This is a genomic window from Streptomyces hygroscopicus (genome assembly GCF_026168105.1).
Classification (GTDB): Bacteria; Actinomycetota; Actinomycetes; order Streptomycetales; family Streptomycetaceae; genus Streptomyces; species Streptomyces hygroscopicus_D.
In genome coordinates this window covers 144,444-170,569 of sequence record NZ_LBMW01000001.1, presented here as the reverse complement: position 1 = coordinate 170,569, position 26,126 = coordinate 144,444, and the positions used below count along the sequence as shown (strand labels likewise).

The following is a 26,126-nucleotide window of genomic DNA, read 5'->3' as shown; positions in this document are numbered from 1 at the left end:
ACTGTGCTGAGCCGACCTGGACGCTGCCGCTCCCTCGGTTCGGGGGCACCTGGCGGTGGGGGCAGACCTGTGTCGGGTCTGCCCCCTGGGGTTCGTCGTGGTTGGTCAGTTGGCGGGCTGGGTGGGCGTGGGCAGGGGTTGGCCGAGGCGGTGGACGGTGGCGATGGTGGTGCTGTTCGTGCGGTTTCCGTTGCTGTCGATGCCGAAGTGGCCGCTCGCCCCCGCTACGGCGCCGTTGCGCAGTGCGAAGAGCTCGTCTCTGACGGCGTAGCGGTTGGGCAGGCTGGTGGGGCCGTCGCCGTGTGCTGCGGCGTTGTGCAGGGCGGTTGCTGCGGTGAGGACGGCGTCGTGGGCGACGATGGCCCAGTAGCTGCTGGTGAGGTGCTCTCCGGCAAATTGCTGTCCGTGGTGCGAGGCGGTGAAGTCTTTGGCGAAGGCGTCGTAGAGACCGTGGTCGGGGTTGTCGGAGCTGTGGAACTGGGCTGCGCTGGGGAAGTTCGCGTACAGGACGGTGATCGGCGCGTCGGGATCGTGGAGCGCTTGCGTCTTGGGGTCGAGGGATGATGCGTCGGAGCCGGTCACGACGGTGATGGGCTGGGCGTGGCAGCTGCGGCGCGTCAGTGCGTCGAGGAAGTCGGGCAGGTACTTGACGCGGGCGGCGTAGTAGACGGTGTCGACCGTCTTGCCGGTGTTGCAGAGGTTCTGGCTGATGGTGGGCAGGATGGTGCCGGGCCCGCCGCGGGGGTCGAAGGTGAAGTCCGACGTGTTGTCGAGGTACTTCTTGAGGCCCTTGACGGTGTGGAAGCCGCGGTTGAGGGATTCGGTGTAGAGGTCCTTGGTCCCGTTGGGTGTCACTTGCGTGCTGACCAGGGCCGCGGTGCGCTGGGCGGGGCCGAGTTCCTTGCTGATGGCGGTGAGCTGGTCTGTGTTGGTGAGCGCGACCCGGGCCAGTCCGTTGATCGGTCCCTTGCCGTCGACGGCGCCAGTGGAGTCGAAACCGTCGGCAGTGATCAAGTCACCGACCATTGGAAGCTCGGCCTTGCTCAGCTGACGGGCGGCGTCGACGCTTTCCTGCTGGCTCAATCCGAGGCCGGCCACCGCCACCAGACGGCCTGCTCTCGCCAAGGCGGACAACTGGCCGACGGCTTGCGCCCACTGCGTTTCGCTGCTGCCCATGTTGGCCACGAGCAGCTGGATCCTGGGCCGGCTGTCCTTGTCGTTCTCCTCCTCAATGGCGGTGTAGGCGCCCTCGAGCTCGGCGACGTACTGGCCGACCGTCAGGTTGTTCGCACTCTTTGAGGTCAGCGGTGTCAGGAACGCCACCGTCACATAGTCCCCGCCCTTGGCCACATCGCTGTTCTCCGCGCCGATGGCCGTCATGACCGGCTCCAGATCGCTGCCGAAGACGGCAGAGCCGTCGCTGCCGTCGGTGATGCCCGTGCACTCGCCGCCAGCTCCGGTGACCAGGCTCGCATCGAGGGTGCCGCAGTGCTGCTTCTTGAACCGTGCCCGGTCCTGCACCTGCTGGTCATGCACCCGCTGCTGATGGAGCTGCCATGCCCCGACACCGACGGCGAGGGCGGTGACCACAGTGCACGCAATCACACCTGCAAGCAGTTTCCAGCGCCCGCTTGGAAAGCGCACCCACCGCCTGCCGCCCCTTGGGGGCGGTCGGTGCGGGCTGTTGTCGGGCAGAACCGGGCTTTCCTGCAAACCCTCCACTGCGGGTCCGGGGCCAGGCGGAACCGCGTCTTCCGGCGTGCCCTCCTCTACGGGTACCGCCTCGTCCAGCTTCAGCGCTTCCCAACGCGTCAGCCACGGTTCCTGTTGTTCCGTCTTGCTCAGACCACAGGCGCGCAGAAACCTGATGACGAAGTCTCTGCCGGGCAGAGCGTCTTTGCTCAGCACGTTGGAGACCGTGGCGGGCGCCAGCTTCCTACCGGACCCGTCATCACTGGCCTTCTCCATTTGCTTGAGCGTGATGCCCCGGCTCTCGCGCAACTGGCCCAGTGCGTCGCGCAACTCCTTCTGGTTACGCACCCGCCGTGGATCAGGCCACGTCCCATGGTCGCCCGGGGTGCCTTGCCCGTCCTCCGACTCCGCCATCACATGCCTCCAGACGAGCCGGCGGCCAGGCGCTGCCCGCTCAGCCAGCAGCCGATCTGCGCGGCCGCAGCTCCGGCCGCCATGACCAGCCCGAGGGCGTCACTGACGGAGTGCCCGCTGCACCCGAGGACGATCACCACCAGCAGGATCACCGTGAAGATGGTGATCCGGTGCCCGGGCGCAAGAGTCGCTCCGCAAAGAGCTTGATCCGGTGACGTCGCCTGCGGGCGCCGCCCTCGCGTTGTGCGTAGTGACACAGTCTTCCCCTCCCTGGGCTCGGCGAGGATCCGCCGACGAATACGGCTCCGCATCCGGTTACCGGCCGTGATGCGGACAGCACCCAGGTAATTCCGTCATCCGGACCGAGGCAACCCCTTCGGCGTGACTGGAAGCAACCCGAACATTCACCGTCATCCAAAGGACCGCCGTCATCGTTTTCTGCTCGGTCCTCGGCCCTTTCCAGTGCCCCAGCGGCTCCTTCGCCAGGCCTCCGAATACGTCAAACTGCGACCGTATGCCGACCGCAGGGCGGGCTTCCACAGCACCGTCGCGCCTGCCCAGTCAGGCCCTTGAACCGCCATCACCTGCACGTTCGCTGTTCGGAACGCTTCCGAAGAGCGGGAGATCTTGCGCAGCGGCCAGGACGGTGGTGAGCTGAACAAGCGGAACCCCCGCCCCCGAAAATCGCCGTCCCCCCTTCCTGGGCGCGGCCGTACATCAGTTGGTGGAAGAGGGGACTCCTGTTACCGGCTGGAGTCCCCTCGCCGCATCCACCTTCGCAACGCAAGCACAGCTATTCCGCTCCCCGCAATCGAAAACCCCCGTGCTGCGGACAGGCCTCGGCGGGGATTTGGAATCGACGACAAATAGCCTCGCTCAAGCCCTCACCCAAGATCGGCCGGCTTGCGCCCCAACCCCGTGCCATTACCTGAGAGTTCGCACTGCCTCCGAGCAGGGGACACCCGGAGCGGAACAAGAAGCGCAGCAAGGTGGAGCGAGCGGTGCATGAATTGAAGCAGTTGACCCGCCCTCGACTGCCGTTGCTGTCCTACGCCTTGAACTGTCGACTGCTGTTCGGGGCGGCACCGGCTGCCGCCAAGTCGGCCGGCGGGGCCGCGCCGAGCCGCTTCCTACCCGCGAACGGTGTAATGGTGATCGCGGCGAAGCAACCGGACCTGGCCGCGAGCGCGGTGAACACGATGCCGGAGGGTTCGTGTGAGCCCTTCCGCTCGCCGGTGAGGAACTCAAGGCCGACGTCGCTCGCCTTCAGCTCCTCGGCGAGCATGGCCAGTTCGATGCCGCGGCCGAGCCGCTTGTGCTCGTGGACGACGAGGGTCACGGCGACACCATGCAACCCGCCCCGGGGCGGATGTGGAAACGTTCTATCGTCAAAGCCGTTGAGTGTCCGCGCTGGTTCCAAGGTGGTCGAGTCTTGACGAAAGGAGCGCATCGGGTGCCTGGCCGCGCTGGCCGCCGTGGCCGACCAGCTCGACCCGCGCCACCTGCAGGCACTCGCCGCATCGTTGCCCGCACTCCTTGAAATGGCCCGGCTCGCCGCCCAACCACCCAACAGGCCGACGACACCCCTTCCCCCCTATCCAGAAGGAACCACGCCATGACCACCCCGCACGCCTTCCCCCTGGAGCCCAGCCCGATCCATGTGTCCGACGAGGTCCTCGACGACCTGCGTGCCCGTCTCACATTGACCCGTCCGCCGCTGGACGAGGGGAATGGGGACTGGTCCTACGGCGTCCCGGACAGCTATCTCCGTGAGCTGGTCGCCTACTGGCGGGACGGCTACGACTGGCGCAAGGCCGAGGCCGCCATCAACGCGTACGAGCACTACCAGGCGAGCGTCGCCGATGTCCCGGTGCACTTCATGCGCAAGCCTGGCCGCGGGCCCAGCCCGATCCCGTTGATCCTCACCCACGGCTGGCCGTGGACGTTCTGGCACTGGTCGAAGGTGATCGACCCGCTCGCCGACCCGGCCGCGTTCGGCGGTGACCCCGCCGACGCGTTCGACGTCATCGTGCCGTCCCTGCCCGGCTTCGGTTTCCCCGGACCGCTCACCGGCTTTTCGGACGTCAACTTCTGGAAGGTCTCCGACCTCTGGCACACCCTGATGACCGAGACCCTGGGATACGAGAAGTACGCCGCCGGGGGCTGCGACATCGGCGGGATCGTCTCCAGCCAGCTCGGCCACAAGTACGCTGACGAGCTGTACGGCATCCACATCGGCTCCGGGCTGCCGCTCGACTTCTTCAACGGCCCCCGCGCCTGGGACCTCGCCCGGAATCGGCCCCTCACCGACGACCAGCCCGCCGACGTCCGTGCCCGCATCATCGAGCTGGACCACCGCTCGGCGTCCCACCTCGCCGTGCACATGCTCGACGGCGCCACCCTGGCCCACGGGCTGAGCGACTCACCCGCCGGACTGCTCGCCTGGCTGCTGGAGCGCTGGAACGCCTGGAGCGACAACGGCGGCGACGTCGAGTCCGTCTTCACCAAGGACGACCTGCTCACCCACGCCACGATCTACTGGGTGAACAACTCCATCGCCACGTCGATGCGTTACTACGCCAACGCCAACCGCTACCCCTGGGCCCCCGCCCACGACCGCACCCCGGTCGTGCAGGCACCGGTCGGCCTCACCTTCGTCACGTACGAGAACCCGCCCGGCATCCACACCGCCGACGAGCGCGTCCGGGCCTTCAAGACCGGCCCGCAGGCCGATTGGTTCAACCACGTCAACGTCAACGCCCACGATCACGGCGGCCACTTCATCCCCTGGGAGAACCCCGACGCCTGGGTGAGCGACCTGCGCCGCACCTTCCACGGCCGCAGGCTCTGAACGACCCTGCGGACTCGTCTGGTGACGGGCCGGGCGAACGTTGCCTGGCGGGAGCAGGGGAGCAGGGGAGCAGGGGAGCAGGGGAGCAGGAGTGCAGGGGAGCAGGGGGAGCAGCGGGTGTGCCCGGAGTGTGACATCTGCGCCAAGGAATGTGACCCCCGCCTCACCTTCGGCTGACACCGCGACCTTTTCGCCCCGGTCCACGCCGCCGATCTCGCCGTGCCGCTCGAGCTGAATTCGTACGGGCCGCTGCCGTGCGACCGCGGCGCCACCGGGCTGGGTAGGGCGGTGCTGGTCGGGAGCCGCTGCCGCCCTCGGTGCCGCCCGCTGTCGGGTCTCCGTCGGTGGGTGGAGATCTCTCCATCAACCCGTGGGTGGTGGTGATCCACTTCGCAGGCGGAGCAGGCTTGAGGCATGGGCTCTCTTCATTCGGCACTTGTTGCTCTCACCGGCGTGTGCGTCCTGATCTTTGTCGTGGCCTGGATCGTGGGTGCTGTCTATTTCGGTTCGAAGAGCCAGGCCGGTCTGCACGGCTGGGTGCGTGGACTGCGTCGGACGTTGCCCCGTCGGGTTCTGCTGATGGCAGGCGCCTACGTGTTTTCCACGCTGGTGAGGCATTCTCACGATTTCTGGCGCCATCTCCAGTACTGGCAGCCTGAGCTCGCGCTCCTGGGTGGCCTGCTCGTCGTCTCCTCCACCGCCTTGCTGCTGTGGGCCCGCTGGGTCCTGGGCACGATGTGGGCCAGTGTTCCGACGGTCCAGGAGCACCACGAGCTGCGTACGGACGGTCCCTACCAGCTGGTCCGCCATCCCATCTACACCGGCTTGCTCGGCCTGATCGTTGGCGGCATGCTCGCCTGCGGCTTCGGAGTCTGGATCGCCTTCCTGGCGGTCGCCGTCCCTTGGCTGCTGCACCGGGTCCGGGTTGAGGACCGCCTGATGGCCGGTCAGTTCGCTGCTGCCTACGACGCCTACCGCACCCGCGTCCCGGCACTGATCCCTTGGACGCGTCCCGCCCGGGTCGGCCCCCACCACGCCGACGGCGAGCAGCAGTAGCCGGGGGCCGGAGTCACCCTACTTACGTCTTGGGGATATCCGTCAGCCGCAGCACGGTCCTGCGCTTGGTCGAAGCCTTCTCGAGTCGGAGATGCCGGGGTGGCGGGTGGTCGGCGCCGACGTGTACGCCACCCGCAAGGGCCGCCATTACGGCACCGTCCTCGTGGACGTCGAAACCCGCCGCGTCGACCTGCTGCCCGCCCGGGAAGCCTCCAGCCGGGCCGCCGGGCCGCCGGGCCGGCGAGCGGGAGTTGGACATGGGCGGCGATCACACGGTCTCCGGCCTCGCGTGCCGTGCGCGCCGCCAGAACCGTCCGGGCCGGGCCGGGCAGTCCGCCGAACGGTGCCGAGTGAAGGCCGCGGGCTTTCGCTCACGCCTTCGCCATTCTGATCAGCGGGACGAACGATGAGTGGGCGTCGCCGATCGCCCCACGGACGGCGTCGGCGTCCGCCTCGCTGACCGTGCTCAGGGCGATCGCGCTCGCCTCGCCCAGCTCGGTGCGGCGGGCCACCGCCTCGTCGCAGGGCAACGTCCCGATGGCGACCACCACCACGTCGGACGTCCAGGTCGGCGGCGGTGAGTCTTGGCCCCGGCACCCTGGCGCCGCCGACCCGGCGTACGCGGGTGGCGTTCGGTGGTGGGGCCGTCACCTGCGCCGTCACCCGCGCCTCCACCTCCGCCATGCCGACGGTTCGGGCACGGCCGTCACGAGATCCGGGTCCGCCCCGGCAAGGTGGCAGCCCATGCTCCGGGATCCGACGACGTGCACGGCCGGACATCCAATGCCTGGGCGTTGCGGCGCGTCGTGTGCCCGGCGTCTGCGCACCGACACGCGTCCTCCCGGCGGCGGGGCGGCAGTGCCAGGTCCGGGCGCACTCCCGCGCCGGGCCGGGCCTCCCGCCGTGCCCCACAGTGTGTTTCAGTCAGTGCACGCACCGTGCCCGGCGTGTTTGCGGCGGGAGCGTCGGCCACGGGACGCCATGCGGTCGCCTCCTGCCGGCCGTACAACGATCCGGCGGTGAGGAATGGGGCCCTCAGCCGGCGAAGCCGTCCTGCCCGGCCGGCGCCGCAGTCATCGAGGCAATCCCCGCCCGTGGCGCGGTGCCACACCAGTTCGCCGTCCGCGTCGACCCGAACAGCACCCTCGGCGCGGATCAGCGCCTCACCGCTGGACGCTGTCGCCGGACGGCGACTCGGGCGTGGCGTGGGACACAGACAGTCGGCTCGTTGCACGGGTCCGGCGCTGTGCAGTCGTCTGTGTACGCCGACTCCTCGCAGGCAGAACATCCAGCTCAGCCTGTGCAGCGGCTCGCACGACGCCGACGACGCGACGAAAGGACTGGGCGATGGATCACATCTGGGACTCTTGACGTTGCGGCGGGGTAGGGCATGGGGTGGCTGACACTTTCTGGTGTGTGTCGCCGGGCAGGCTGAAGGGATCCAGGATGTTCCGTAAGGTGCTGGTCGCCAACCGTGGCGAGATTGCGATTCGCGCATTCCGCGCCGGTTTCGAGCTGGGCGCGCGCACCGTCGCCGTCTTCCCGCACGAGGACCGCAATTCGCTGCACAGGCTGAAGGCCGACGAGGCCTACGAGATCGGCGAGCCGGGGCACCCGGTGCGGGCCTACCTCTCCGTCGAGGAGATCGTCCGTGCGGCTCGGCGGTCGGGAGCCGACGCTGTCTACCCGGGCTACGGCTTTCTGTCCGAGAACCCGGAACTGGCACGCGCCTGCGAGGAGGCGGGGATCACGTTCGTCGGGCCGAGCGCCGACACTCTCGAGCTGACCGGGAACAAGGCTCGTGCGGTGGCCGCCGCCCGCGCCGCCGGCGTGCCGGTGCTCGGTTCCTCCGCACCCTCCACCGACGTCGACGAATTGGTACGGGCCGCCGAGGACATCGGCTTCCCCGTGTTCGTCAAGGCGGTTGCCGGGGGCGGCGGACGCGGCATGCGCCGGGTCGAGGACCGGGCCGCGCTGCGAGAGTCCATCGAGGCGGCGTCCCGCGAAGCGGCGTCGGCGTTCGGTGATTCGACCGTCTTCCTGGAGAAAGCCGTCGTCGATCCGCGCCACATCGAGGTACAGATCCTCGCCGACGGCAACGGCAACGTCATGCACCTCTTCGAGCGCGACTGCTCGTTGCAGCGTCGCCATCAGAAGGTGATCGAGCTGGCCCCCGCGCCGAATCTCGACCCGGCGCTGCGGGAGCGGATCTGCGCCGACGCGGTGCGGTTCGCCCGTGAGATCGGCTACCGCAACGCCGGTACCGTGGAGTTCTTGCTCGACCGCGACGGCAACCATGTCTTCATCGAGATGAACCCGCGCATTCAGGTTGAGCACACGGTGACGGAGGAGGTCACCGACGTCGATCTGGTGCAGGCGCAGTTGCGCATCGCGGCCGGAGAGACGCTGACGGATCTCGGACTGTCGCAGGAGACGGTCACCCTGCGAGGCGCCGCTCTGCAGTGCCGCATCACCACCGAGGACCCGGCCAACGGCTTCCGCCCGGACACCGGCCGGATCAGCGCCTACCGCTCGCCGGGCGGCTCGGGCATCCGCCTGGACGGCGGCACCACGCACGCAGGTACCGAGATCAGCGCGCACTTCGACTCGATGCTCGTCAAACTCACCTGCCGGGGGCGGGACTTCAAGGCCGCGATCGGCCGGGCCCGGCGCGCGGTGGCCGAGTTCCGCATCCGCGGGGTGGCGACGAACATTCCGTTCCTGCAGGCCGTCCTGGACGACCCGGACTTCCAGGCCGGGCGGGTGACGACGTCGTTCATCGAGGAGCGGCCGCACCTGCTCACTGCCCGCCACTCCGCCGACCGCGGCACCAAGCTGCTCACCTACCTCGCCGATGTCACGGTGAACAAGCCGCACGGCGACAGGCCCGAGCTCATCGACCCGATCACCAAGCTGCCGCTGCTGCCCGCCGGTGAGCCGCCCGCCGGCTCCCGCCAGCGGCTCGTCGAGCTCGGCCCGGAAGGCTTCGCCCGCTGGCTGCGCGAGTCGCCGGCCATCGGCGTCACGGACACCACCTTCCGCGACGCCCACCAGTCGCTGCTCGCCACCCGGGTGCGCACGAAGGACCTGCTGGCCGTCGCCCCCGTGGTGGCGCGGACCCTGCCGCAGTTGCTGTCCCTGGAGTGCTGGGGCGGCGCCACCTACGACGTCGCCCTGCGCTTCCTCGCCGAGGACCCCTGGGAGCGGCTGGCGGCCCTGCGCGAGGCCGTGCCCAACATCTGCCTGCAAATGCTGCTGCGCGGCCGCAACACCGTGGGCTACACGCCGTATCCGACCGAGGTGACCGACGCGTTCGTACAGGAGGCGGCCGCCACCGGCATCGACGTCTTCCGGATCTTCGACGCCCTCAACGACATCGGCCAGATGCGTCCCGCCATCGACGCCGTACGGGAGACCGGGACGGCGGTCGCCGAGGTCGCCCTGTGCTACACCTCCGACCTCTCCGACCCCTCGGAGCGGCTGTACACCCTGGACTACTACCTGCGCCTGGCCGAGCAGATCGTGGACGCCGGCGCCCACGTCCTGGCCGTCAAGGACATGGCCGGCCTGCTGCGGGCCCCGGCCGCTGCCAGGCTCGTGTCGGCACTGCGCCGCGAGTTCGACCTGCCGGTGCACCTGCACACCCACGACACCGCGGGCGGCCAGCTCGCCACCTACCTCGCCGCGATCCAGGCAGGCGCGGACGCGGTGGACGGGGCGGTGGCGTCGATGGCGGGTACGACCTCGCAGCCGTCGCTGTCGGCGCTCGTGGCCGCCACCGATCACTCCGAGCGGCCCACGGGCCTGGACCTGCAGGCCGTGGGTGACCTGGAACCGTACTGGGAGAGCGTGCGCCGTATCTACGCGCCGTTCGAGGCGGGCCTGGCCTCTCCGACCGGACGCGTCTACCACCATGAGATCCCCGGCGGCCAGCTGTCCAACCTGCGCACCCAGGCGGTCGCCCTGGGCCTGGGAGACCGATTCGAGGACATCGAGGCGATGTACGCTGCCGCCGACCGGATCCTGGGCCGCCTGGTCAAGGTCACCCCGTCCTCCAAGGTGGTCGGCGACCTCGCCCTGCACCTGGTCGGCGCGGGAGTGAAGCCGGAGGACTTCGAGGCGGCACCGGAGAAGTACGACATCCCCGACTCCGTCATCGGCTTCCTGCGCGGCGAGCTGGGAACCCCGCCCGGGGGATGGCCGGAGCCGTTCCGGACCAGGGCGCTCCAGGGACGTTCGGGAGCCAAGCCCGTCCAGGAGCTGACCGCCGAGGACCGTGAGGGCCTGGAGAAGGCACCGCGCGCGACACTCAACAGGCTTCTGTTCCCCGGCCCGACGCGCGACTTCGACACCCACCGTCAGGCTTACGGCGACACCAGCGTCCTGGACAGCAAGGACTTCTTCTACGGCCTGCGTCCCGCCAAGGAGTACGCCGTCGACCTGGAGCCCGGCGTACGGCTCCTGATCGAGCTGCAGGCCGTCGGCGAGGCCGACGAACGCGGCATGCGCACCGTGATGTCCACCCTCAACGGCCAGCTCCGGCCGATCCAGGTACGCGACAACGCGGCAGCCTCCGACGTACCGGTCACGGAGAAGGCCGACCGCGCCAACCCCGGCCACGTGGCGGCGCCGTTCGCCGGCGTGGTGACGCTCGCCGTCGCCGAGGGCGACGAGGTGGAGGCGGGCGCCACGGTGGCCACCATTGAGGCGATGAAGATGGAGGCCACCATCACCGCCCCGCAGGCCGGGAGGGTGACCCGGCTGGCCATCAACCGGATCCAGCAGGTGGAAGGCGGCGATCTGCTCGTCGAGATCGGGTGAGCCGTCGTCGCACCGGCAGGCAGTTCTCTCACTACTGGATGCAGCGGGTCCGGGCTCGGTGCACCCTCGGCCCGAGCAGTGGTGGACAAGGTGATCGACGGTCGCAGAGCGGGCGACTGCGACGCACGTGACGTTCCCCGTTCGCTCCGCTTCCGGCGGGGACTGTGCGTCACCGCCGAACTGTGCGCGTTCTGCCCGGCCTTGGCGTCGCGGCTCGCAACGGGCCGCCCGCGATGGACTCCTCGTGGGCGGCTCGCTGCCGGACTTCGGCACCGCTGCGCGCCGCGACGCCCGAGCCGCTGGTGCGCCAGAGCGCTTGGCCGTCTGGCGCACCCTGGTGCGGTGGGGCTACCCGCCGACTGGCCGTGCGTTCCGCCCAGCGGACGGCTGCACGACCGTGGATGTCATATCAGTCCACCCGACCGACCGGTCCGGTCAGCGCGAGAACCGTCTGGCACTGCACGGTGCGCGGATGCGCCGGGTCCAGGGCGTTGAGGACATTGGTGAGGGTGATCGGGTCGTAGGACGCCTCCATGTGGTCGGTGGCGTCCTTCCCGCACGTGTCCTGTACCTGGATGTTGTTCACCGACGCGCCCGGACCGGCGGTCAAGTAGCCGTTGGTGTACGGGGTGACGACCTGGTCGAACTTGGTCACGATGACCGTGTAGTCCACCCCGGCGACCGTGTCCCCGCCGGCATCGAGCCTGCGGTTGAATTCTGAGCCGATCTCCTGTTCCACCATCGCCGGGTAGTTGTCGTCCAGCAGGCCGTTGACCGGCTCCAGCAGATGCAGTGTGCGCCCCAGTTCGGTGAGGCCGTCCAGTGTGGTGCCGTGGTTGGAGGGGTTGATCCCGATGAGCTTGTCGACCTTGCCGACAGCACCCGGGAAGTTCTTCAGGTAATAGCGAGGCACGGGTCCGCCGCCCTGCGAGTGGCCCACGATGTCGACTTTGGCGGCTCCCGTCGCGGCCCGGACCCGGTCCACGAAGGCCGCGAGGACGGCGGCACTGTCCGCCATGTGGCCGACGCCCTGGAGCGGAGCCGTGGGGGAGGAACCGCCATGGTCGAAGGCGAAGACGCAGTAGCCGTTGTTGGCGAGCAGTGGGGAGGCACCTCGCCAGATGTCGTTCATGTTTTCCAGCGTCCCGTGAACCAGGACGACCGGGTTGGGGTGCTGGGCGGTCGGGCGGCAGCCCCAGTCGTTGGCGCCGGGAGGGGCCTCACCTGCCCTGTACAACCCGTTCAGGAAGCCGGCGGTGAAGTTGTATTCCACGTCCAGCGGCCCGTCGGCTGCATAGGCGGTGCCGCTGCTCGCGGCGAAGATCCCGGACGCCGCGGCTGCGGCGACCAGAGCAGTGCGGAATGTTTTGCGTCTCATTTCCAGTACCGTCCCAGTTCTGGAATGGCTGTGGGGGCGGCAGCGAAATTAGGGGGAGACCGGATCGGTGAGCAATGGGATGCGCGGGCATACGGTACGGCCACTCAGGACGGTTGCATATCTGCGGCGTGCCGACCTGTAAAACGCTCATCCAAGTGCGCGCTTTGCTGCGGCAGCAAGGACGCGAGCTGGGAAACCCTGAGGTGAGGGCAGTCGGCGGCGCCGGTTGATCTTTGGCAAGTCTCTTGACCCGTGGGTAACTTCATCTCATACTCCACAAGATGACGTCGAGTGAGAGGGCCGCAGCCGGAGCGGGACCCGACACCGGCAGGTCACTGCGCGGTGGTCCGTGGGTTGCCCTTCCGCGGCATCTCGGAGCCGAGCTGCAAAAGGAGAACCGTACCGTCGCGGCCGAAATCATCCACGAGATCAGATCCCAAATTCCTGAATTCTCCCGGCCGCTGTCCGGGCAATTCGGAGCCGCAATTCAGCAAGGTGTTGAGACAGCCCTCGTCGAATTCTCCGACCGTGTCACCTCGGCGGGCGGCCACCTGGAGGCCGCCCGCGTCCCTGTCTACCGCGCGCTCGGACGCGGAGAGCTGGTCGAGGGCCGCAGCCTCGACGCACTTCAGGCCGCGTACCGGCTCGGTGCCCGCGTCGCATGGCGCCGGTACGCACGCGTCGCCCGCAAGCTGGCCCTCGGCACCGAGGCGGTCGCCCTGCTCGCCGAGGCTGTCTTCACACACATTGACGAGATCGCGGCCGTCTCCGTCCAGGCATACGCGGAAGCCCAGGCCGACGCCGCGGACACCACGAGCCGCCGCCGGCACCGCCTCCTCATCCTCCTCACCGCCCACGGCGGCCATGACCCGGATGTACTCCGTCGCGTCGCCGCCGACGCCGACTGGCCCTTGCCTGACAGCGTCGCCGCCGCCGCGCTCGGTCCTTTACCCGAATCCGGCCGCGGTGCGTCTTACGCCACGGCGGCGCCGAAGTTCAGTGCCTGGGGCACCGTTGCGGCGAGCGGCGCCGCCCCCAAGCCCGCCTCCGGCGTACCGCGGAGTTCGCTCCGTCGCCACCTCCCCGAACCCGTGCTCGCCGACCTCGACGGGGCCTCTCCCTGCCTGGTCGTCCCGAGCCCTCATCTCCTCCTCGCCGACCCCCGTCTACAGCGGCTGCTCCGCGAGACAGGAGGCGTGGTAGGCCCCGCCGTACCCCTGTCCCAGACGGCCGACTCCCTTCGCTGGGCCCGCAGCCTCCGCAACGCGGGTGCCGCCCCCGGCCCTGGCGCCACGCCCCTCACCGACCCGTCCCTCGCCCAACTGCTCCTCTTGGCAGACCCTGCTCTGGTACGCCTTATGGCAAGTCGGCACCTCAAGCCCCTGGCCTCGCTCACCTCCAAACAGCGCGCACGTGTTGCATCCACCCTTCTGGCCTGTCTCCAGACTCCTCATGGCACCGCTCCGGAGATCGCCGCACACCTCGGCATCCATCCCCAGACAGCCCGACAGCGTCTCCATCAAGTCCACAGCCTCTTCGGCGACGTTCTCTCCGACCCCGACGCCCGCTTCGAGACCGAAGCCGCCCTCAGGGGCGCACTCGGCCACGGCGCCCCGGCTCCGGAGATCACCTGAGAAGCACGATGTTCCGCGCTGACCGCGGCGTGACACCACGCGCGAGCAACACGGCGCGGAGAATCTCGACGATCCCAACGAGGTGCCCACGGGCCGCAACCCGGCCGTGCGGCACCCCGGCGGCGCGACCGTCGAGTACGTGCAGTTCCGTGCAACCGGACGATCGGCCGACGCATGAGCAAACCCGGTTGGCTGCTGCCTGAGCGCGTGCGGCTCACGCGTTCGGCTCAGCACGCTGGTGAACGGCTCTCGCGGGCGGTGGGCGGCGGGCGGCGGATCTCCGGATGCGCGTCGGTGGTGGCGATGCGAATTTGTGAAGCAGCTGACAGATCGCTGCGAAAGGGGCGTAAACCCGTGGGGATCCCGAGCCCGCTCCACCTTCCGGTGGCAGGTCCAGCCAGGGCGTCGTGGCATCGGAGGGCCGCCGGGCCACTCACCGCCGCGGTCGCGGCCGCGCTCGCCGCGGCAGTGAGCGGTTGTGCCTTTTTCCAACCGGTGGACCGCGCTGGGAGCCTTCACACCGCGGGCCGGCCTGTACTGCCGGACGTGACCACAGTGGGTCGCACCTACCAGGTGCCCGATCCGCTGCCGGCCGGTGCGCCGGGCGCATTGATCGCCGCGACCGGTCATGGCCCCGATGCGCGGCTGGAGGGAGCGCGGCGCTGGACGGTGCTCTACCACTCCACCAACACCCACGGTGCGGACGTCCCGGTCAGCGGCACGGTGCTGCTGCCGCCCGGTCCCGCTCCCAAGGGCGGTTGGCCCGTGGTGTCGTGGGCACATGGCACCACCGGCGTGGCCGACGCCTGTGCGCCCTCCCAATGGCCGAATATGGGCTCGGACTCCTTCGCTCAGGAGCTTCGCGCGCTACTTCGTGCCGGGTACGCGGTCACTGCCTCGGACTACCTCGGGCTGGGCACTCCCGGGGTGCACACCTATCTGGTCGGGGCGGACGAGGGCAACGCGGTGGCCGACATCGTCACCGCGGCCCGTCGGCTCGTGCCCGGCCTCGGGACGGTCTGGTTCGCGGTCGGGCACTCCCAAGGAGGGCAGGCCGCGCTGTTCGCCACCCACGCCGGGCGCCGGACGGGCGCGCAGCACCTTGGCGCGGTGGTGGCCATCGCCCCGGCCAGCCACCTCGAGTCGATGCTTGCCGGGGTGAAAGCCTCCCACGTGCCCAGCGAGTTGTCCTTCGCGTTCTACTCCCTGGCCGGACTGGCCGCCACCGACCCCGCCGACCCCTCGCTGCATCTGCGGTCCCTGCTGGAGCCCGCGGCAGCCGCCACCGCATCCCGGGTCCTCGCCGACTGTGTGACGGGCAGCGATCCCGTACTCAACGGCCTGGACACCGAGCGGATGCTGCCGTTGAGCGTTGACCAGCTGCGGCGGTTGGGGGCGCGGATGGGGGCCTACGGCGACCCGGACCGCTCCGCCGTCACCGTCCCCGCGCTTGTCATCCAGGGCGAGGCCGACGAGGACGTACCGCGCGCCTGGACCGACGCGGTTGTCGCCCACCTGCGCCGCCTGGGCTCACCCGCCGTGCTCTACCGTACCTACCCCGGTGCGGGCCACAACCAGGTCCTCGGCCAGTCCGTGTGCGACCTCCTGGCCTTCCTCCACACCCACGGCGGAACCGGACTCGGCGCCTGCACCCCGTCGCGCAGCAGCGCAAGATGAATCCGCCGACCGGGCCGTCACCGGGTTACAGCCGAAAGGGGTCGAGCCGCGCCGGCGGTCCGCCCGCCGAACCGCGGCTCCCCGCCCGGATCGGGGCTGGACGTCGGCCGTAGCGGGACCCCTCCCCGGGGTGCAAGGTCACATTTCGGCATCCCCGCGCAGGCATCTAGGCCGTACCGACTGGTCGGTACTAGCCTCTGCGCACACCTTTCCCGTCCGGACACAGAGACCCCGGGGTCCGGCCCATCCGGCCGAACCGGCCCACCCGGCCGAACAGTTCTCGCAGCCACTGCGCCGCGCATCGTCCGCACCCACCGCACCGGGCCCATGGGCCCGAACCCAGGAGCCGCCGCATGACGACCATGCCTGCTTCGCCCGACGACACGAATCTCAGAACGCCCGATGCCGCCACGCCGACAACGCCAGGCCTCGCCGCCCGGCTGTGGCACCGAGAGCTCAACCAGTACCCCGTCACCTCACGCCGCATGGCATACCTGGCGATCGTGGTGGTGACCACCGTCGTCCTGTACTACGCCCTCTACGTGCAGTACGCGGTTGCCACGTCGATCATCACGCACTTCCACATGACCTACAGCTACTTCGTATGGGTCTCCGTCATCGGCAACGCGGTCGGCGCCTTCGCCTCGCTCGTGGCGGGCCTCGCCGACCGCTGGGGCCGGGCCAACATGGTGGTCTACGGTCTTCTGATCGCCGCCCTGCTCAGCCTCTTCGGCCTGCCCAGCGCCCCGGACAAGGGCACCTACCTGGTGCTCTTCGCCTGCCTCAGCTTCGTCGAAGGCATCGTGCTGGTGGCCACCCCGGCGCTGATCCGGGACTTCTCCCCGCAGCTCGGCCGAGCCACAGCGATGGGCTACTGGACCATGGGCCCGGTCATCGGGAGCCTGGTCGTCACCGTCGTCACCAGCAGCACCCTGTCCTTCGCCGGCTGGCAGGACGAGCTGCGCTACTCCGGCTGGGCCGGGCTTGCCGTTTTCGTGTTGGCGCTGCTGGGGCTTCGCGAGCTGTCTCCCCGGCTGCGTGACCAGATCATGGTCAGCCTCCGGGACCGTGCGCTGGTCGAAGCCCGGGCCAAGGGCATCAATCCGAGGACGGCGGTCGAGGGCCACTGGCGGCAGATGCTGCGGCTGGACGTGGTCGGCTCGGCGGTCGCCATCAGCCTCTTCCTCCTGCTCTACTTCGGCGCTGTGGGCAGCTTCGTCGTCTACTTCGCCGCGACCTTCGGCTACAGCGAGCAGCGCACCAACGGGCTGGCCAACTGGTACTGGGCGGCGAATGCGGTGGCACTGGTGGCGGCCGGGCTGCTCTCCGACAAGCTGAAGGTGCGCAAGCCGTTCATGCTCGCCGGAGCCATCGGCTCGATCGTGGTCACCGCACTCTTCGCCCTGCACGCCACGGAGCCGCGCACCGGTTACTACACCTTTGCCGCACTGTTCGTCGCCATCGGTGTGCTCACCGGAGTCACCTACGCACCCTGGATGGCGAGCTTCACCGAGACCGTGGAGAAGCAGAACCCTGCCGCCACGGCGACCGGTCTGGCCGTGTGGGGATGGATCATCCGGGCGGTGGTCGCGATCTCCACAGCGTTCGTCCCGATCGTGGTCACGTCGGCCACGCCACTGGTCGAGCACGGTGCCCAGGTGAAGGCTGCGAGTGTCCAGGCCGCCCCCGCTCTGGCCGTCATCGACGCGCACTCGCGGCTGTTCGCCAAACTTGAGGCGTACCCTCCGACCGCAGTTCCGCCGGCACTGGCGGCTCAGGCGGTGCGCGAGGTCGGGGCCAACGACCTGGCCACCGTGCGCACGGCACAGCCGCAGTTGGCGCTGCTGCAGCGCTACGGAACCCAGGTGAAGAGTGCCGCGGCCCAGGGTCCCGAACAGTGGCGCACCTGGTGGCTGATCTGTGTCGCCGGACAGTTGATCTTCCTGCCGTTCATCTTCGTCATGGCCGGCCGTTGGAGCCCGCGGAAGGCTCGCGAGGAGGCGCTGGAGCATCAGCGTGCCGTGGATCGCGAAATGGCCGCTCTCGTGGGGGAGGGCGACTGATCCCACGGCCACCCTCGAGTCTGGGTGGGCAGCACCTGCGCTGCCCACCCAGGCTGTGGCCATGTCGGAGAATGGACACCGTCGAGGAGGATGGGGTGGTCGTCCACGGTCGGTGGGGGAGTCGAAGACCGAGCGTCACATGGGCGGCCCTTCAGCCGAGTTCGAGGAGCCCGGCTTCGACGACGGCGCGGCCGAAGGAGCTCGCGAGATCGGCGAGACGTTCGCAGCCGGCGTCACCCAGGGCGGCGTAGGCGGGAAGGGCCAGGAGGTCGGTGCGGTCCTCGATGTGCCGTCGCAGACGTACGCCTTCCGGGCTGAGGGAGCCGCCGTCGAGGAGACCTCGCGCGCGCAGACGCTCCTCGGTGGCGGCCCACTCCTCCTCGGGCCAGGCGCGGCTTGCCTTGAGGAAGCCGACGGGAACCTCGCCAGTGGCTGCGTGCAGGATCAGAGCCTCCAAGCCCCCTACGCCCTCGCTCAGCAAGCATGCGACATGGCCGTCTCCACGGAACTCCCGGAGCAGCGTCTGGGCGTGCCACAGTTGCAGTACCGGTTCCTGCGGCCAGGGCAGTGCGGCATGCGCGGCGAACAGCGGGCGGCCCTGCGGGTGTTCGCAGGCGGCCTCGGCAGCCCTGCGGGTCAGCGCCAAGACCTCGCCGAAAGCGGGGAGTTCGTGGATCCCTGCTCGTCGCAGGGCCTCGCCCGCGGCGGCGAGCCGCGCGTCCAGCACCTGCTGTGGCGTCGCCGTGTCCCAGATCCCGCCGACAGCCTTCCGTACGACATCGGGGTTGAAGTTGTAGAAGGTCGAGATGACCAGTTCGGCGGATGCTCGGCCAAAGGCGGCGCTCCGGGACGCGAAATATCCGGCGCGTCCGCTCAGTCCGATGTTCGCGTACCGTCGCCTTGCCTCGGGGACGAAGTAGATCATGCCGTGCACGGGCTCGAGTCGGCGCCAGGCTGCTCGCATTGACTTCATCGGGAATCCTCCGTGGATTCCCCCGCCTTCAGGCCGGGGAGGAAGCAGCTCTTGCGGAGAGCAGGGCGGGTGATGCCGATTCGTCACCGGGGCGGATCGGTGGCCCGCGGTCGACTCCCCGCAGATGGCGACAACTGTGGAGCTGGTGCAGCCTCAGCGGAGTACTCCAGAGAAGCAGTCGGCGACGAAGCGGAAACTCCCCTGGCAAGAGCCGCGGACTCCCCCTCGTCTTCGAGGGGGAGCAGGTCGAGGGGTCACGTCTTCCGAGATTCGGCAGACGCAGTATTCGCTGTGGTTCCGTACTCGCCGTGCGCTCGCAGGTGTTCGAGCAGCAGGCGGCTCAGCGTCTCGGGCGCCTCCTCGGGGACCCAGTGGCTGACGCCCTGGAGGGTCTCGAACCGGTACGGCCCGCTGACCCACTGCGCGGTCTCCTGCGCGGCCGCCGGGCCGAACGCGCTGTCCTCCGTGCTCCAGACGTACAGCGTGGGCACGTCGATGACGCCGATCGCACCATCAGGGCGTCCGGCCCGATACCAGTTCAGCGCCGCGGTGAGAGCGCCCGGCTGGGACAGGTGTCGCACGTAGGCCTCGACACTGGCCTGCGGAACCCTTCCGGCGTAGGCGGCGCGGAGCCCCTCGGCATCGCCTGCGAGCATGCTCTCCTCGGTCGCGGGGGTTTCGCGCCAGTCGATCATGTATTGCGATCGTTCACGCTGTTCCTGGACGGTGCGCAGGGCAGTGGCCAGAGCGCCGGGGTGGGGGGTCGAGACGACCGACAGGCTACGCACCCGGCCGGGATGGGCGTGAGCGGTCCACCACGCCACCGCGCCTCCCCAGTCATGACCGACCAGGTCGAACGACGCCCAGCCCAGTTCCTGCGTGAGCGCGACCACATCGTCGACCAGGACGCTGATGCGGTAGTCCTCGGGCCGTTCGGGGCGGACCCCGGGGGAGTACCCGCGTTGGTCGGGTGCCACCACCCGGTAGCCGTGCGCGGCCAGCGCCGCGATCTGCCGTTGCCACACCAGCCCCGTCTGCGGGAAGCCGTGCAGCAGCAACACCGGGCGGCCCTCGGGCGGACCCGCCACAAGCGCGTCGAACACGCCCGCAGCGGTGGAGATGCTCAGCTCGGTCACGATGCGACCTTTCATACCGACTAGTCGGTCAGCCTCCAGTCGTGCACATGGGATTGTCAAGGGCACGGCAGAGCGCTTTGCGTCCTTCGTACTGGTCCGGGCCGCTTGCATGTGACGCCGGCCGAAGGCCGCCGTGCCCGGGGCCGGAATCCCCGGACACGGCAAACGCCCCCCGGCCGTGGTCATTCGGCTGCGGCGAGCAGCCGTGCCTCGCTCTCCTCGTACAGCCGCCGGTACTCGCGGCTGTCGGCGGCGCGGCGCCGGTGGTCCAGACGGCTGCCCAGCCAGCCCGCCAGGTAGCCGAACGGGATGGAGACCAGTCCGGTGGACTGCATGGGGAACAGGTGGAAGTCGGCGTCCGGGAAGACGGCGGACGGCGTGCCCGAAACGGCCTTGGAGAAGACCATGAGCAGCAGCGCGCAGGCCGCGCCGCCGTAGAGGGCCGCGAGCAGGCCGGTGCGCGTGAACCCTCGCCAGAACAGGGAGTAGGTGAGCGCGGGTGCCACCGCCGACGCCCCTATGCAGACGGCCAGAGTGGTCAGCACGCCGACGTCCCAGTTCTCGACGAGGGTGGAGAGCCCGATGGCAACGGTTCCCACGGCCACGCTCGTCCACGCTGCAACCGTCATCTCCGTACGCGGCTCGGCCTCTCCCCGCCGCACCGCGTGGGCGAACAGGTCGTGGGCGAGCGACGAGGCCGCGGCCAGGGTCATCCCCGCGACCGAGGACAGCAGGGTGATGAACACCATGCCCGCCACGGCCGAGTAGAGAATTGTCGCTCCTGCGGAGGTGGGGGCTCCGCCGAGCACCTGCGACAGCATGAGCACCGACGTCCTGCCGTGCGGGTCGGCGGCGGTGATGTACCGCGATCCCACCAGCGCTGCCGCGCCCGTACCCATGATGATCACGAGCAGGCAGAACGTGGTGACCGTGCCGACCGCCCACGACATGGAGCGGCGCACGGCCGGCACGTCCCGCGCGGAGTACAGGCGCATCGTGATGTGGGGCAGGCAGGCCACGCCGAGGACCACGGTGATCTGGAGGCTGACGAAGTCCACCCGGTCAACGGCCGAGGTGCCCAACTGAAGGCCCTGCCGCAGGAAGGCGGGGCCCGCGCCGCTGCCGTGCTGGGCGGCTCTGAGGACGTCGCCGGGGCTCCAGTCGAAGCGGCGCAGTACCAAGGCGGCGACGACGACGCTGGTGCCGAGCAGGAGCACGATCTTGATCATCTGCATGAGCGCGGTGCCCCTCATGCCGCCGATCGCCGCGTAAATGATCATCAGGCTGCCGACGATGACGATGCACGTCGTCCTGGCGCCCGCGACGTGCGGGATGTTCAGGATGAAGGTGAGCAGCGACCCGGCCCCGGAGAGCTGGACGACCAGGAAGGGCAGGGTCGCCGAAAGCGTCACCACGCAGGCTGCGATACGCACGGCCCGTCCGGGCATGTTGCGGGCCAGGACGTCGCCCATGGTGAACCTGCCGGCGTTCCGCAGCGGTTCGGCCAGCAGGAACATCAGCAGCACCAGAGACAGGGCGGTGCTGACCGCGAGGACATAGCCGTCGTATCCGGCGAGCGCGATGATGCCGGTGGTGCTCAGCACCGTGGCCGCTGAGATGTAGTCGCCTGCGATCGCCAGGCCGTTCTTGAGCGGAGTCAGCGAGAGGTAGCCGGTGTAGAAGTTCGTCAGGTCGTCGCGGTCCGGTCCCGCCATCACGCACATCAGCAGCGTGAGGGTGACCAGGACGGTGAACACAACAATGACGGTGGACTGCGTCCCGGAGCTGAAGCCGTTCATCTCGCCACCCCCGCCCCCCGGCCTGTGGCGACCGCGCGCTCCCTGACGGCGCGCGCCAACGGATCCACCGAGCGTTGTGCGCTACGTCCGTACCAGAAGACCGCCGCGAAGGTGACGACGAGCTGGAGGACCCCAACGGCCATCCCGAGACTCAGCTCCCCGGCGATCTTGGACCCCATCAGACCAGGCGCCCAGCAGGACAGCACGACATACACCACGAAGGAGCCGAGCGCAGTGAGCGTCGAGACCCGGCGGAGCACACGGTAGGCCGAGCGGAGGGCGGTGAGGTCGGCACTGTGCCGATGAGTCTCGTACGCGTACGGCTCGTCCCAAGGGGCTTGCCCGTACGAGTCGTACGAAGCGGCGTCGTGTCCGTACGACTCCGGCCATGGGGCGCGCCCGTACGACTCGCGCCGAGGCGGGAGCCGATGGCTCTCGGTCTGCGGCTGCGGCCAACCTGTCGGTGCTGATGGCGGGTACCGGTTGTCGTCGGCGTATGTCATCGCCTGGCCTTCCAGTGCTGCTTGGATCCGGGGAAAGGTGAGCTGGAAAGAATGGTTGCGGCGGCGCACGATACCGACTGGTTGGAATGCCTGGTAGGGCGCTGGACGTCACGTTTCAAGGTCGATGCGGCATCACCCCAGGCACGGACCGGCCGGAGGCCGACACGGCACGGGTCGGATCGGTCGTCTTGGCGGCCTCACGCTGCTCGCCCTCGGTCGGTGTCCCGATCCCGTCGACGATGTCGAAGAGGACGGCCGGCGGCGAGTCCGCGCCGCCGACTGCGGTGACCGGGTGCCCCGGTGAGCCGACGCGGACGCCTTGAAACCGCGGTGCATGGCGCGGCGTCTTGATCCCCAAGGCCGGGAGAACGTATCCGATTTACGCCATCTCGGGGCTATGCGAACGTATCAAGAGAGGCTGGCTCGAAATGACACACCGGATCCGCTCCCTGTACCGCGGTGCCGCTCTGGGGATGGCCGCTGCCGCGGTGGCTCTGCTCACGAGCTGCACGCAGAACGGCAGCACAGCGAACAGCAGCACTCCGAACTCGGTGCAAACGCCTTCTTCGTCGGCCGTGGCGTCCGCGACGGTGGATACTTCTGCCGGGCACACTGCCGCCGGCTCCTCGGCCAAGACCGGTGGCTGCCGGTCGCTGCCGGCCTCGCCCACTGTCAAGGCGAGCGTCACGGCGGCCTACCGCAGACAGGCTCAACCGCCCCTCACTCACATCGCCCCGGTCAAGGGTACGTTCTACTACGGCAGTTGCGGTGGGCTCTTCTACGCGGGAACCCGCTTCCACCTCACTCCCGGCAGCACGGAGGCGGAGCAGGTCGCCCTGCAGGATGACGGAGCTGCGATGAAGTACTTCATCGATCGCCCGGGCGTCGGTTGGCGCTACGTAGCCAGCGACAGTTTCCCCGCCGGCCCCCGGGGATGTGCCGCCATCGCCCAGATCCCGGCTCGCCTTGCCGCTCTGTGGAACGACTGCCGGTCCACGGCAGGCACAGAGTGACCTTTTGAGGCGAAGTAGGCGGTGCCGCGCTCGCCGTCGGCGGTGTGGACGACGACCGCGCACTCCGCTCTCCCACGGCGCCGCGGTAGCGCTGGACGACCATCGTGCCGTCCGCCGGATGCCGGGTGAAGGTTCAGGCCTAAACGGGGGGCGTGATCATGTACGCGGCGTGGCCGGCCACAAGCCTGACGGTCGGCCACGGTGATACGCCAAGCGCTGGACAGCTCCCGGGCAAGGGAGCGGCGGCTTGTGCGTGACCGGTCTCGGGCCGGGTACGTTGCCCAGGCTATGGACGACTACGAGCACCTTGATCTGGGCCACATCGACTTCGCGTCCGTGGACGGTACGACCGAGCGGCTGGCCCTCTTGAGCCTGGAAGAGGCCCACGACCTGCTGCGGCTGCTTGTGGCGGTGGCACAGGACGGCGGAGAACTGTCGGAGGAGGCCGGCCGGCTGGCCCGGGAGATCGCCGCTCGCATCCCTTCGGTGAACTGACGCTGTGACATGCAGTTCGGTGAGCGCCTTGTCCGGTCGAAGGTGCGGAGGTGCTGGTCGGGGGTGCAGCCCTGAGGTGAGCGGGTGGCGCCGTCTGCCGGTGCTGCAGCAGACGTGGGTGCGTGTCAGCTGTCAGCCGCGGGGGCTGCTTATCCGTTCGGGTTGGATCACATAGATCACCCGGACTTGGTCGCGGCCGCCGAACCATGGGTAGGGCCCGCCGAGGTACTTCTGCGCGAGCGCCTCGATGTGGTCGACCGCTCCCTCGGTGGTCACACGCACCACACGGCCGCGGATCTGGACGTAGGAGGCAGGTTCCGAGGGGTCGGCGACTGCGATGGCTACCCGCGGGTCGCGCGCGATGTTTCGGGTCTTTTGATGCGACTCAACGCTGTTGATCAGGACGTGCTCGCCGTCGGTGTCGACCCATGTCTGGGTGAGCTGGGGCGAGCCGTCAGGCATCGTCGTAGCGATGTAGCACGTGCTGGGGCGGCGTAGCAGCGCCACCAGGTCCTCGCCGAGGGGTACAGGCACGGGGTCTCTCCGGAGTCGGTTCAGTGGGGTATTGGGGCCACGGTAGCCACGGCAGGGAACCCGGCCCTGCCCCGCCCCCCGAACTGATAGGGATCTTTGATTTTCCCCGCCTCCTGATCCGGCACATGTGCCGCCGTCACCGCCACGCTCAGCCCCGACCGGCGCAATCGACTCGACGAGGACCTCGGCGTGCCGGAAGCGCGGGCACTGCGCTAGCCCACGCACACGGAGTTCTGTGCGCAGGGACAGCGACCGCCGCGAGATCGACACGTGGGTAAGCGCCTAGAGCGGACGCTTCAACCTCTGCTTGTATACCCCCGTACACAGCGATCCAGGAGGTGACGGGGACATGGTGTCCACGGGGAGCATTCTCGCGTTCGCGGCGATGTCGCTACTGGTGATCGTGGTTCCCGGGCCGAGCGTGCTGTTCGTGATCGGCAGAGCCCTCGCACACGGCCGCCGCACGGCCCTGGAGACGGTCCTCGGCAACGTGGTCGGCTCCTACGCCCTGGTGACCGCTGTGGCCTGGGGCCTCGGCGCGCTGGTGGAGACCTCAGCGGCTGTGTTCACGGGAGTGAAGCTGGCGGGAGCGGTGTACCTCGTCTACCTGGGCGTGCAAGCATTCCGGCACCGCAGGGACATGCGCGTGGCGGCCATGGAGGCCCCGGCCGGTGGGCAGCGCGGCGATCTGCGCACGGTCCTGGACGGCATTTTCGTAGGCACCACCAACCCGAAGGGCATCGTCTTCTTCGCTGCGGTGCTACCGCAGTTCGTCAACCACTCGGCGGGGCATGTCCCTCTCCAGATGATGGTGTTGGGCCTGGTTCCGATCACCATCGGTCTGATCACGGACACCCTGTGGGGCCTGGGTGCCTCGGCGGCCCGTTCCTGGTTCGCCCGCTCGGACCGCCGCCTGTCGATGGTCGGCGGGGCAGGGGGCCTCGCGATGATCGGCCTGGGTGTGACCGTGGCGGCGACGGGCCGCACCGACTGAGGACCGTCCGGGGATCCTCAGCGAAGCCACAGCCACCACCACAGCCACAGCCGCAGCCACAGCCGCATCGCGGCGAGGGGGTGACCGTACCGTGAAATGCGCGGCCGCCTCGGCTGCATTTTTGGCTCGAGTGAGCTGTACCTTCCGCTCGCGGCGCCGCCCGGCGAGCTCGTTCTTCGCCCCGCCCCGGCCGATGACGGCCCAGCCGTCGGCCGGGTCTCCGCCGGTGCCGTCCACGCCCGCCACGCCCGCCACGCCGGTCACGCCGGTCACGCCGGTCACGCCGGTCACGCCGGTCACGCCCGCCACACGATCACACAGGCAACTGGACGGTTCCGGCTCAATACAAGGCCGGCATCCGCATCGACATCCTCTTCTGCGCGGATGCCACAGCCCGGACCCACGCCGCCTGCATGCCGGACGCCATCTGGCCAATAAATGGGCACCCTCCCAGACTCATACCGGAGCTCTGATCCCACCTCCGATTTCGTTGCCAAATGCTTGTTTTCGGCATGTCTCCTTTCATATCGGAATGCAATGCGACATTCATCACAGATTGGAATTGTTTATCGGGGCGGCGCCGGTCCTTTACTGTGGTCGGACATCCAGGCACAAACCGGATGTACTGGTCGTCTCCATCGAGAGCGGGGGATCAGCGGCCGGGCAATGGAGCCCGCCGCCTGACCGACCCCCCGAGCGCTCGGAGCGACCGGTAATCCCGGGGCGTGCCCCTGGGATGCGGACGCGCAGGGAAGTAGACCCTCCAGTGGACGTGACCACGGACGCCGCCGTGCCCATCGACCGGCGGCGCGCCTGTGCTCAGCCCTGCCTGCGCATCGACGTGACCAGTACCAGCACCGAACCGGCACCGAGTGGTGCCGACGGAGGTAGATCTGTGGCATCGGCCAGAATCAAGGGGATAACGGCAGCCGCCCTCACCGCGGCGATCGCGGGAGCCGCTCTCACTGCGTGCGGGCCGCACGCAGTCGGGCACACACCCCAGAGCTCGCCCAGCAGCGTGACTCCCTCGGCGAAGCTCTCCTTGCCCGGGGCGCACTCGTCGTCCCCGGCGGCGTCGCCCACGTCCGCCTCC

At 69.2% G+C, this 26,126-nt stretch carries 21 protein-coding genes; 9 read left to right on the top strand and 12 right to left on the bottom strand.

Annotated elements, in window-relative coordinates:
• Window positions 1–105: 105 nt before the first annotated feature.
• From AAW14_RS00855 to AAW14_RS00845, 3 genes are all read right to left on the bottom strand, one after another.
• Window positions 106–2,040: a hypothetical protein gene (locus AAW14_RS00855; RefSeq protein WP_265558720.1), complete on the bottom strand. Its 1,935-nt coding sequence runs from the start codon at window positions 2,038–2,040 to the stop codon at window positions 106–108.
• Between the two features lie 65 nt (window positions 2,041–2,105).
• On the bottom strand, window positions 2,106–2,258 hold the full coding sequence (locus AAW14_RS00850; protein WP_265558718.1) for a hypothetical protein: 153 nt from the start codon (window positions 2,256–2,258) through the stop codon (window positions 2,106–2,108).
• 896 nt (window positions 2,259–3,154) lie between these two features.
• A complete protein-coding gene (locus AAW14_RS00845) occupies window positions 3,155–3,445 on the bottom strand; it encodes a hypothetical protein (protein WP_265558716.1) in 291 nt (96 codons plus the stop codon).
• 276 nt (window positions 3,446–3,721) lie between these two features.
• On the opposite strand from AAW14_RS00845, the gene AAW14_RS00840 reads away from it, so the two are divergent.
• Together AAW14_RS00840 and AAW14_RS00835 are read left to right on the top strand one after the other, a co-directional pair.
• A complete protein-coding gene (locus AAW14_RS00840) occupies window positions 3,722–4,957 on the top strand; it encodes an epoxide hydrolase family protein (RefSeq protein WP_265558714.1) in 1,236 nt (411 codons plus the stop codon).
• Window positions 4,958–5,371: 414 nt separating this feature from the next.
• Entirely contained in the window at window positions 5,372–6,013 is a 642-nt protein-coding gene (locus AAW14_RS00835; protein WP_265558712.1) for a methyltransferase family protein, read from the top strand.
• Between the two features lie 22 nt (window positions 6,014–6,035).
• Here the strand turns inward: AAW14_RS00835 and AAW14_RS00830 are convergent, their stop codons facing one another.
• Entirely contained in the window at window positions 6,036–6,272 is a 237-nt protein-coding gene (locus AAW14_RS00830; protein ID WP_265559284.1) for a hypothetical protein, read from the bottom strand.
• 112 nt (window positions 6,273–6,384) lie between these two features.
• Window positions 6,385–6,567 carry a hypothetical protein gene (locus tag AAW14_RS00825; protein WP_265558710.1) on the bottom strand — a complete coding sequence of 61 codons (183 nt, stop codon included), beginning with the start codon at window positions 6,565–6,567 and terminating at the stop codon, window positions 6,385–6,387.
• Window positions 6,568–7,459: 892 nt separating this feature from the next.
• Between AAW14_RS00825 and AAW14_RS00820 the strand changes: the two genes are divergently transcribed.
• Window positions 7,460–10,834, top strand: a complete 3,375-nt coding sequence (locus AAW14_RS00820; protein ID WP_265558708.1) for a pyruvate carboxylase — start codon at window positions 7,460–7,462, stop codon at window positions 10,832–10,834.
• 409 nt (window positions 10,835–11,243) lie between these two features.
• On the opposite strand, the gene AAW14_RS00815 is transcribed toward AAW14_RS00820, so the two are convergent.
• Window positions 11,244–12,212, bottom strand: a complete 969-nt coding sequence (locus tag AAW14_RS00815; protein ID WP_265558706.1) for an esterase/lipase family protein — start codon at window positions 12,210–12,212, stop codon at window positions 11,244–11,246.
• A 281-nt stretch (window positions 12,213–12,493) separates the two neighbouring features.
• Here AAW14_RS00815 and AAW14_RS00810 point away from each other — a divergent pair, with 281 nt between their 5' ends.
• From AAW14_RS00810 to AAW14_RS00800, 3 genes are all read left to right on the top strand, one after another.
• Window positions 12,494–13,846, top strand: a complete 1,353-nt coding sequence (locus tag AAW14_RS00810) for a helix-turn-helix domain-containing protein (RefSeq protein ID WP_265558704.1) — start codon at window positions 12,494–12,496, stop codon at window positions 13,844–13,846.
• A 546-nt stretch (window positions 13,847–14,392) separates the two neighbouring features.
• Window positions 14,393–15,523 (top strand): alpha/beta hydrolase family protein, encoded by a 1,131-nt coding sequence (locus tag AAW14_RS00805; protein WP_265558701.1) that lies wholly within the window; start codon window positions 14,393–14,395, stop codon window positions 15,521–15,523.
• Window positions 15,524–15,876: 353 nt separating this feature from the next.
• Window positions 15,877–17,586 carry an MFS transporter gene (locus AAW14_RS00800; RefSeq protein ID WP_265558699.1) on the top strand — a complete coding sequence of 570 codons (1,710 nt, stop codon included), beginning with the start codon at window positions 15,877–15,879 and terminating at the stop codon, window positions 17,584–17,586.
• Between the two features lie 151 nt (window positions 17,587–17,737).
• On the opposite strand, the gene AAW14_RS00795 is transcribed toward AAW14_RS00800, so the two are convergent.
• The 4 genes from AAW14_RS00795 to AAW14_RS00780 all read right to left on the bottom strand — a co-directional run bounded on the left by AAW14_RS00795 (window position 17,738) and on the right by AAW14_RS00780 (window position 21,997).
• Window positions 17,738–18,559: an SCO6745 family protein gene (locus AAW14_RS00795; protein ID WP_265558697.1), complete on the bottom strand. Its 822-nt coding sequence runs from the start codon at window positions 18,557–18,559 to the stop codon at window positions 17,738–17,740.
• A 254-nt stretch (window positions 18,560–18,813) separates the two neighbouring features.
• The gene (locus AAW14_RS00790) at window positions 18,814–19,695 is read right to left on the bottom strand and encodes an alpha/beta hydrolase (protein ID WP_322740992.1); all 882 of its coding nucleotides are present in this window, start codon (window positions 19,693–19,695) and stop codon (window positions 18,814–18,816) included.
• Between the two features lie 182 nt (window positions 19,696–19,877).
• A complete protein-coding gene (locus AAW14_RS00785) occupies window positions 19,878–21,494 on the bottom strand; it encodes a cation acetate symporter (protein WP_265558694.1) in 1,617 nt (538 codons plus the stop codon).
• Window positions 21,491–21,997: a DUF485 domain-containing protein gene (locus AAW14_RS00780; protein ID WP_265558692.1), complete on the bottom strand. Its 507-nt coding sequence runs from the start codon at window positions 21,995–21,997 to the stop codon at window positions 21,491–21,493. The genes AAW14_RS00785 and AAW14_RS00780 overlap by 4 nt, the downstream gene beginning before the upstream one ends.
• A 428-nt stretch (window positions 21,998–22,425) precedes the next feature.
• On the opposite strand from AAW14_RS00780, the gene AAW14_RS00775 reads away from it, so the two are divergent.
• On the top strand, window positions 22,426–23,010 hold the full coding sequence (locus tag AAW14_RS00775; protein WP_265558690.1) for a hypothetical protein: 585 nt from the start codon (window positions 22,426–22,428) through the stop codon (window positions 23,008–23,010).
• Between the two features lie 288 nt (window positions 23,011–23,298).
• Window positions 23,299–23,505: a DUF6417 family protein gene (locus AAW14_RS00770; protein WP_265558688.1), complete on the top strand. Its 207-nt coding sequence runs from the start codon at window positions 23,299–23,301 to the stop codon at window positions 23,503–23,505.
• Window positions 23,506–23,637: 132 nt separating this feature from the next.
• Here the strand turns inward: AAW14_RS00770 and AAW14_RS00765 are convergent, their stop codons facing one another.
• Entirely contained in the window at window positions 23,638–24,039 is a 402-nt protein-coding gene (locus tag AAW14_RS00765; RefSeq protein WP_265558686.1) for a PPOX class F420-dependent oxidoreductase, read from the bottom strand.
• A gap of 349 nt (window positions 24,040–24,388) precedes the next feature.
• Here AAW14_RS00765 and AAW14_RS00760 point away from each other — a divergent pair, with 349 nt between their 5' ends.
• On the top strand, window positions 24,389–25,033 hold the full coding sequence (locus AAW14_RS00760; protein WP_265558684.1) for a LysE family translocator: 645 nt from the start codon (window positions 24,389–24,391) through the stop codon (window positions 25,031–25,033).
• Window positions 25,034–25,852: 819 nt separating this feature from the next.
• Here AAW14_RS00760 and AAW14_RS00755 read toward each other — a convergent pair.
• On the bottom strand, window positions 25,853–26,116 hold the full coding sequence (locus AAW14_RS00755) for a hypothetical protein (protein WP_265558681.1): 264 nt from the start codon (window positions 26,114–26,116) through the stop codon (window positions 25,853–25,855).
• Window positions 26,117–26,126: the final 10 nt, after the last annotated feature.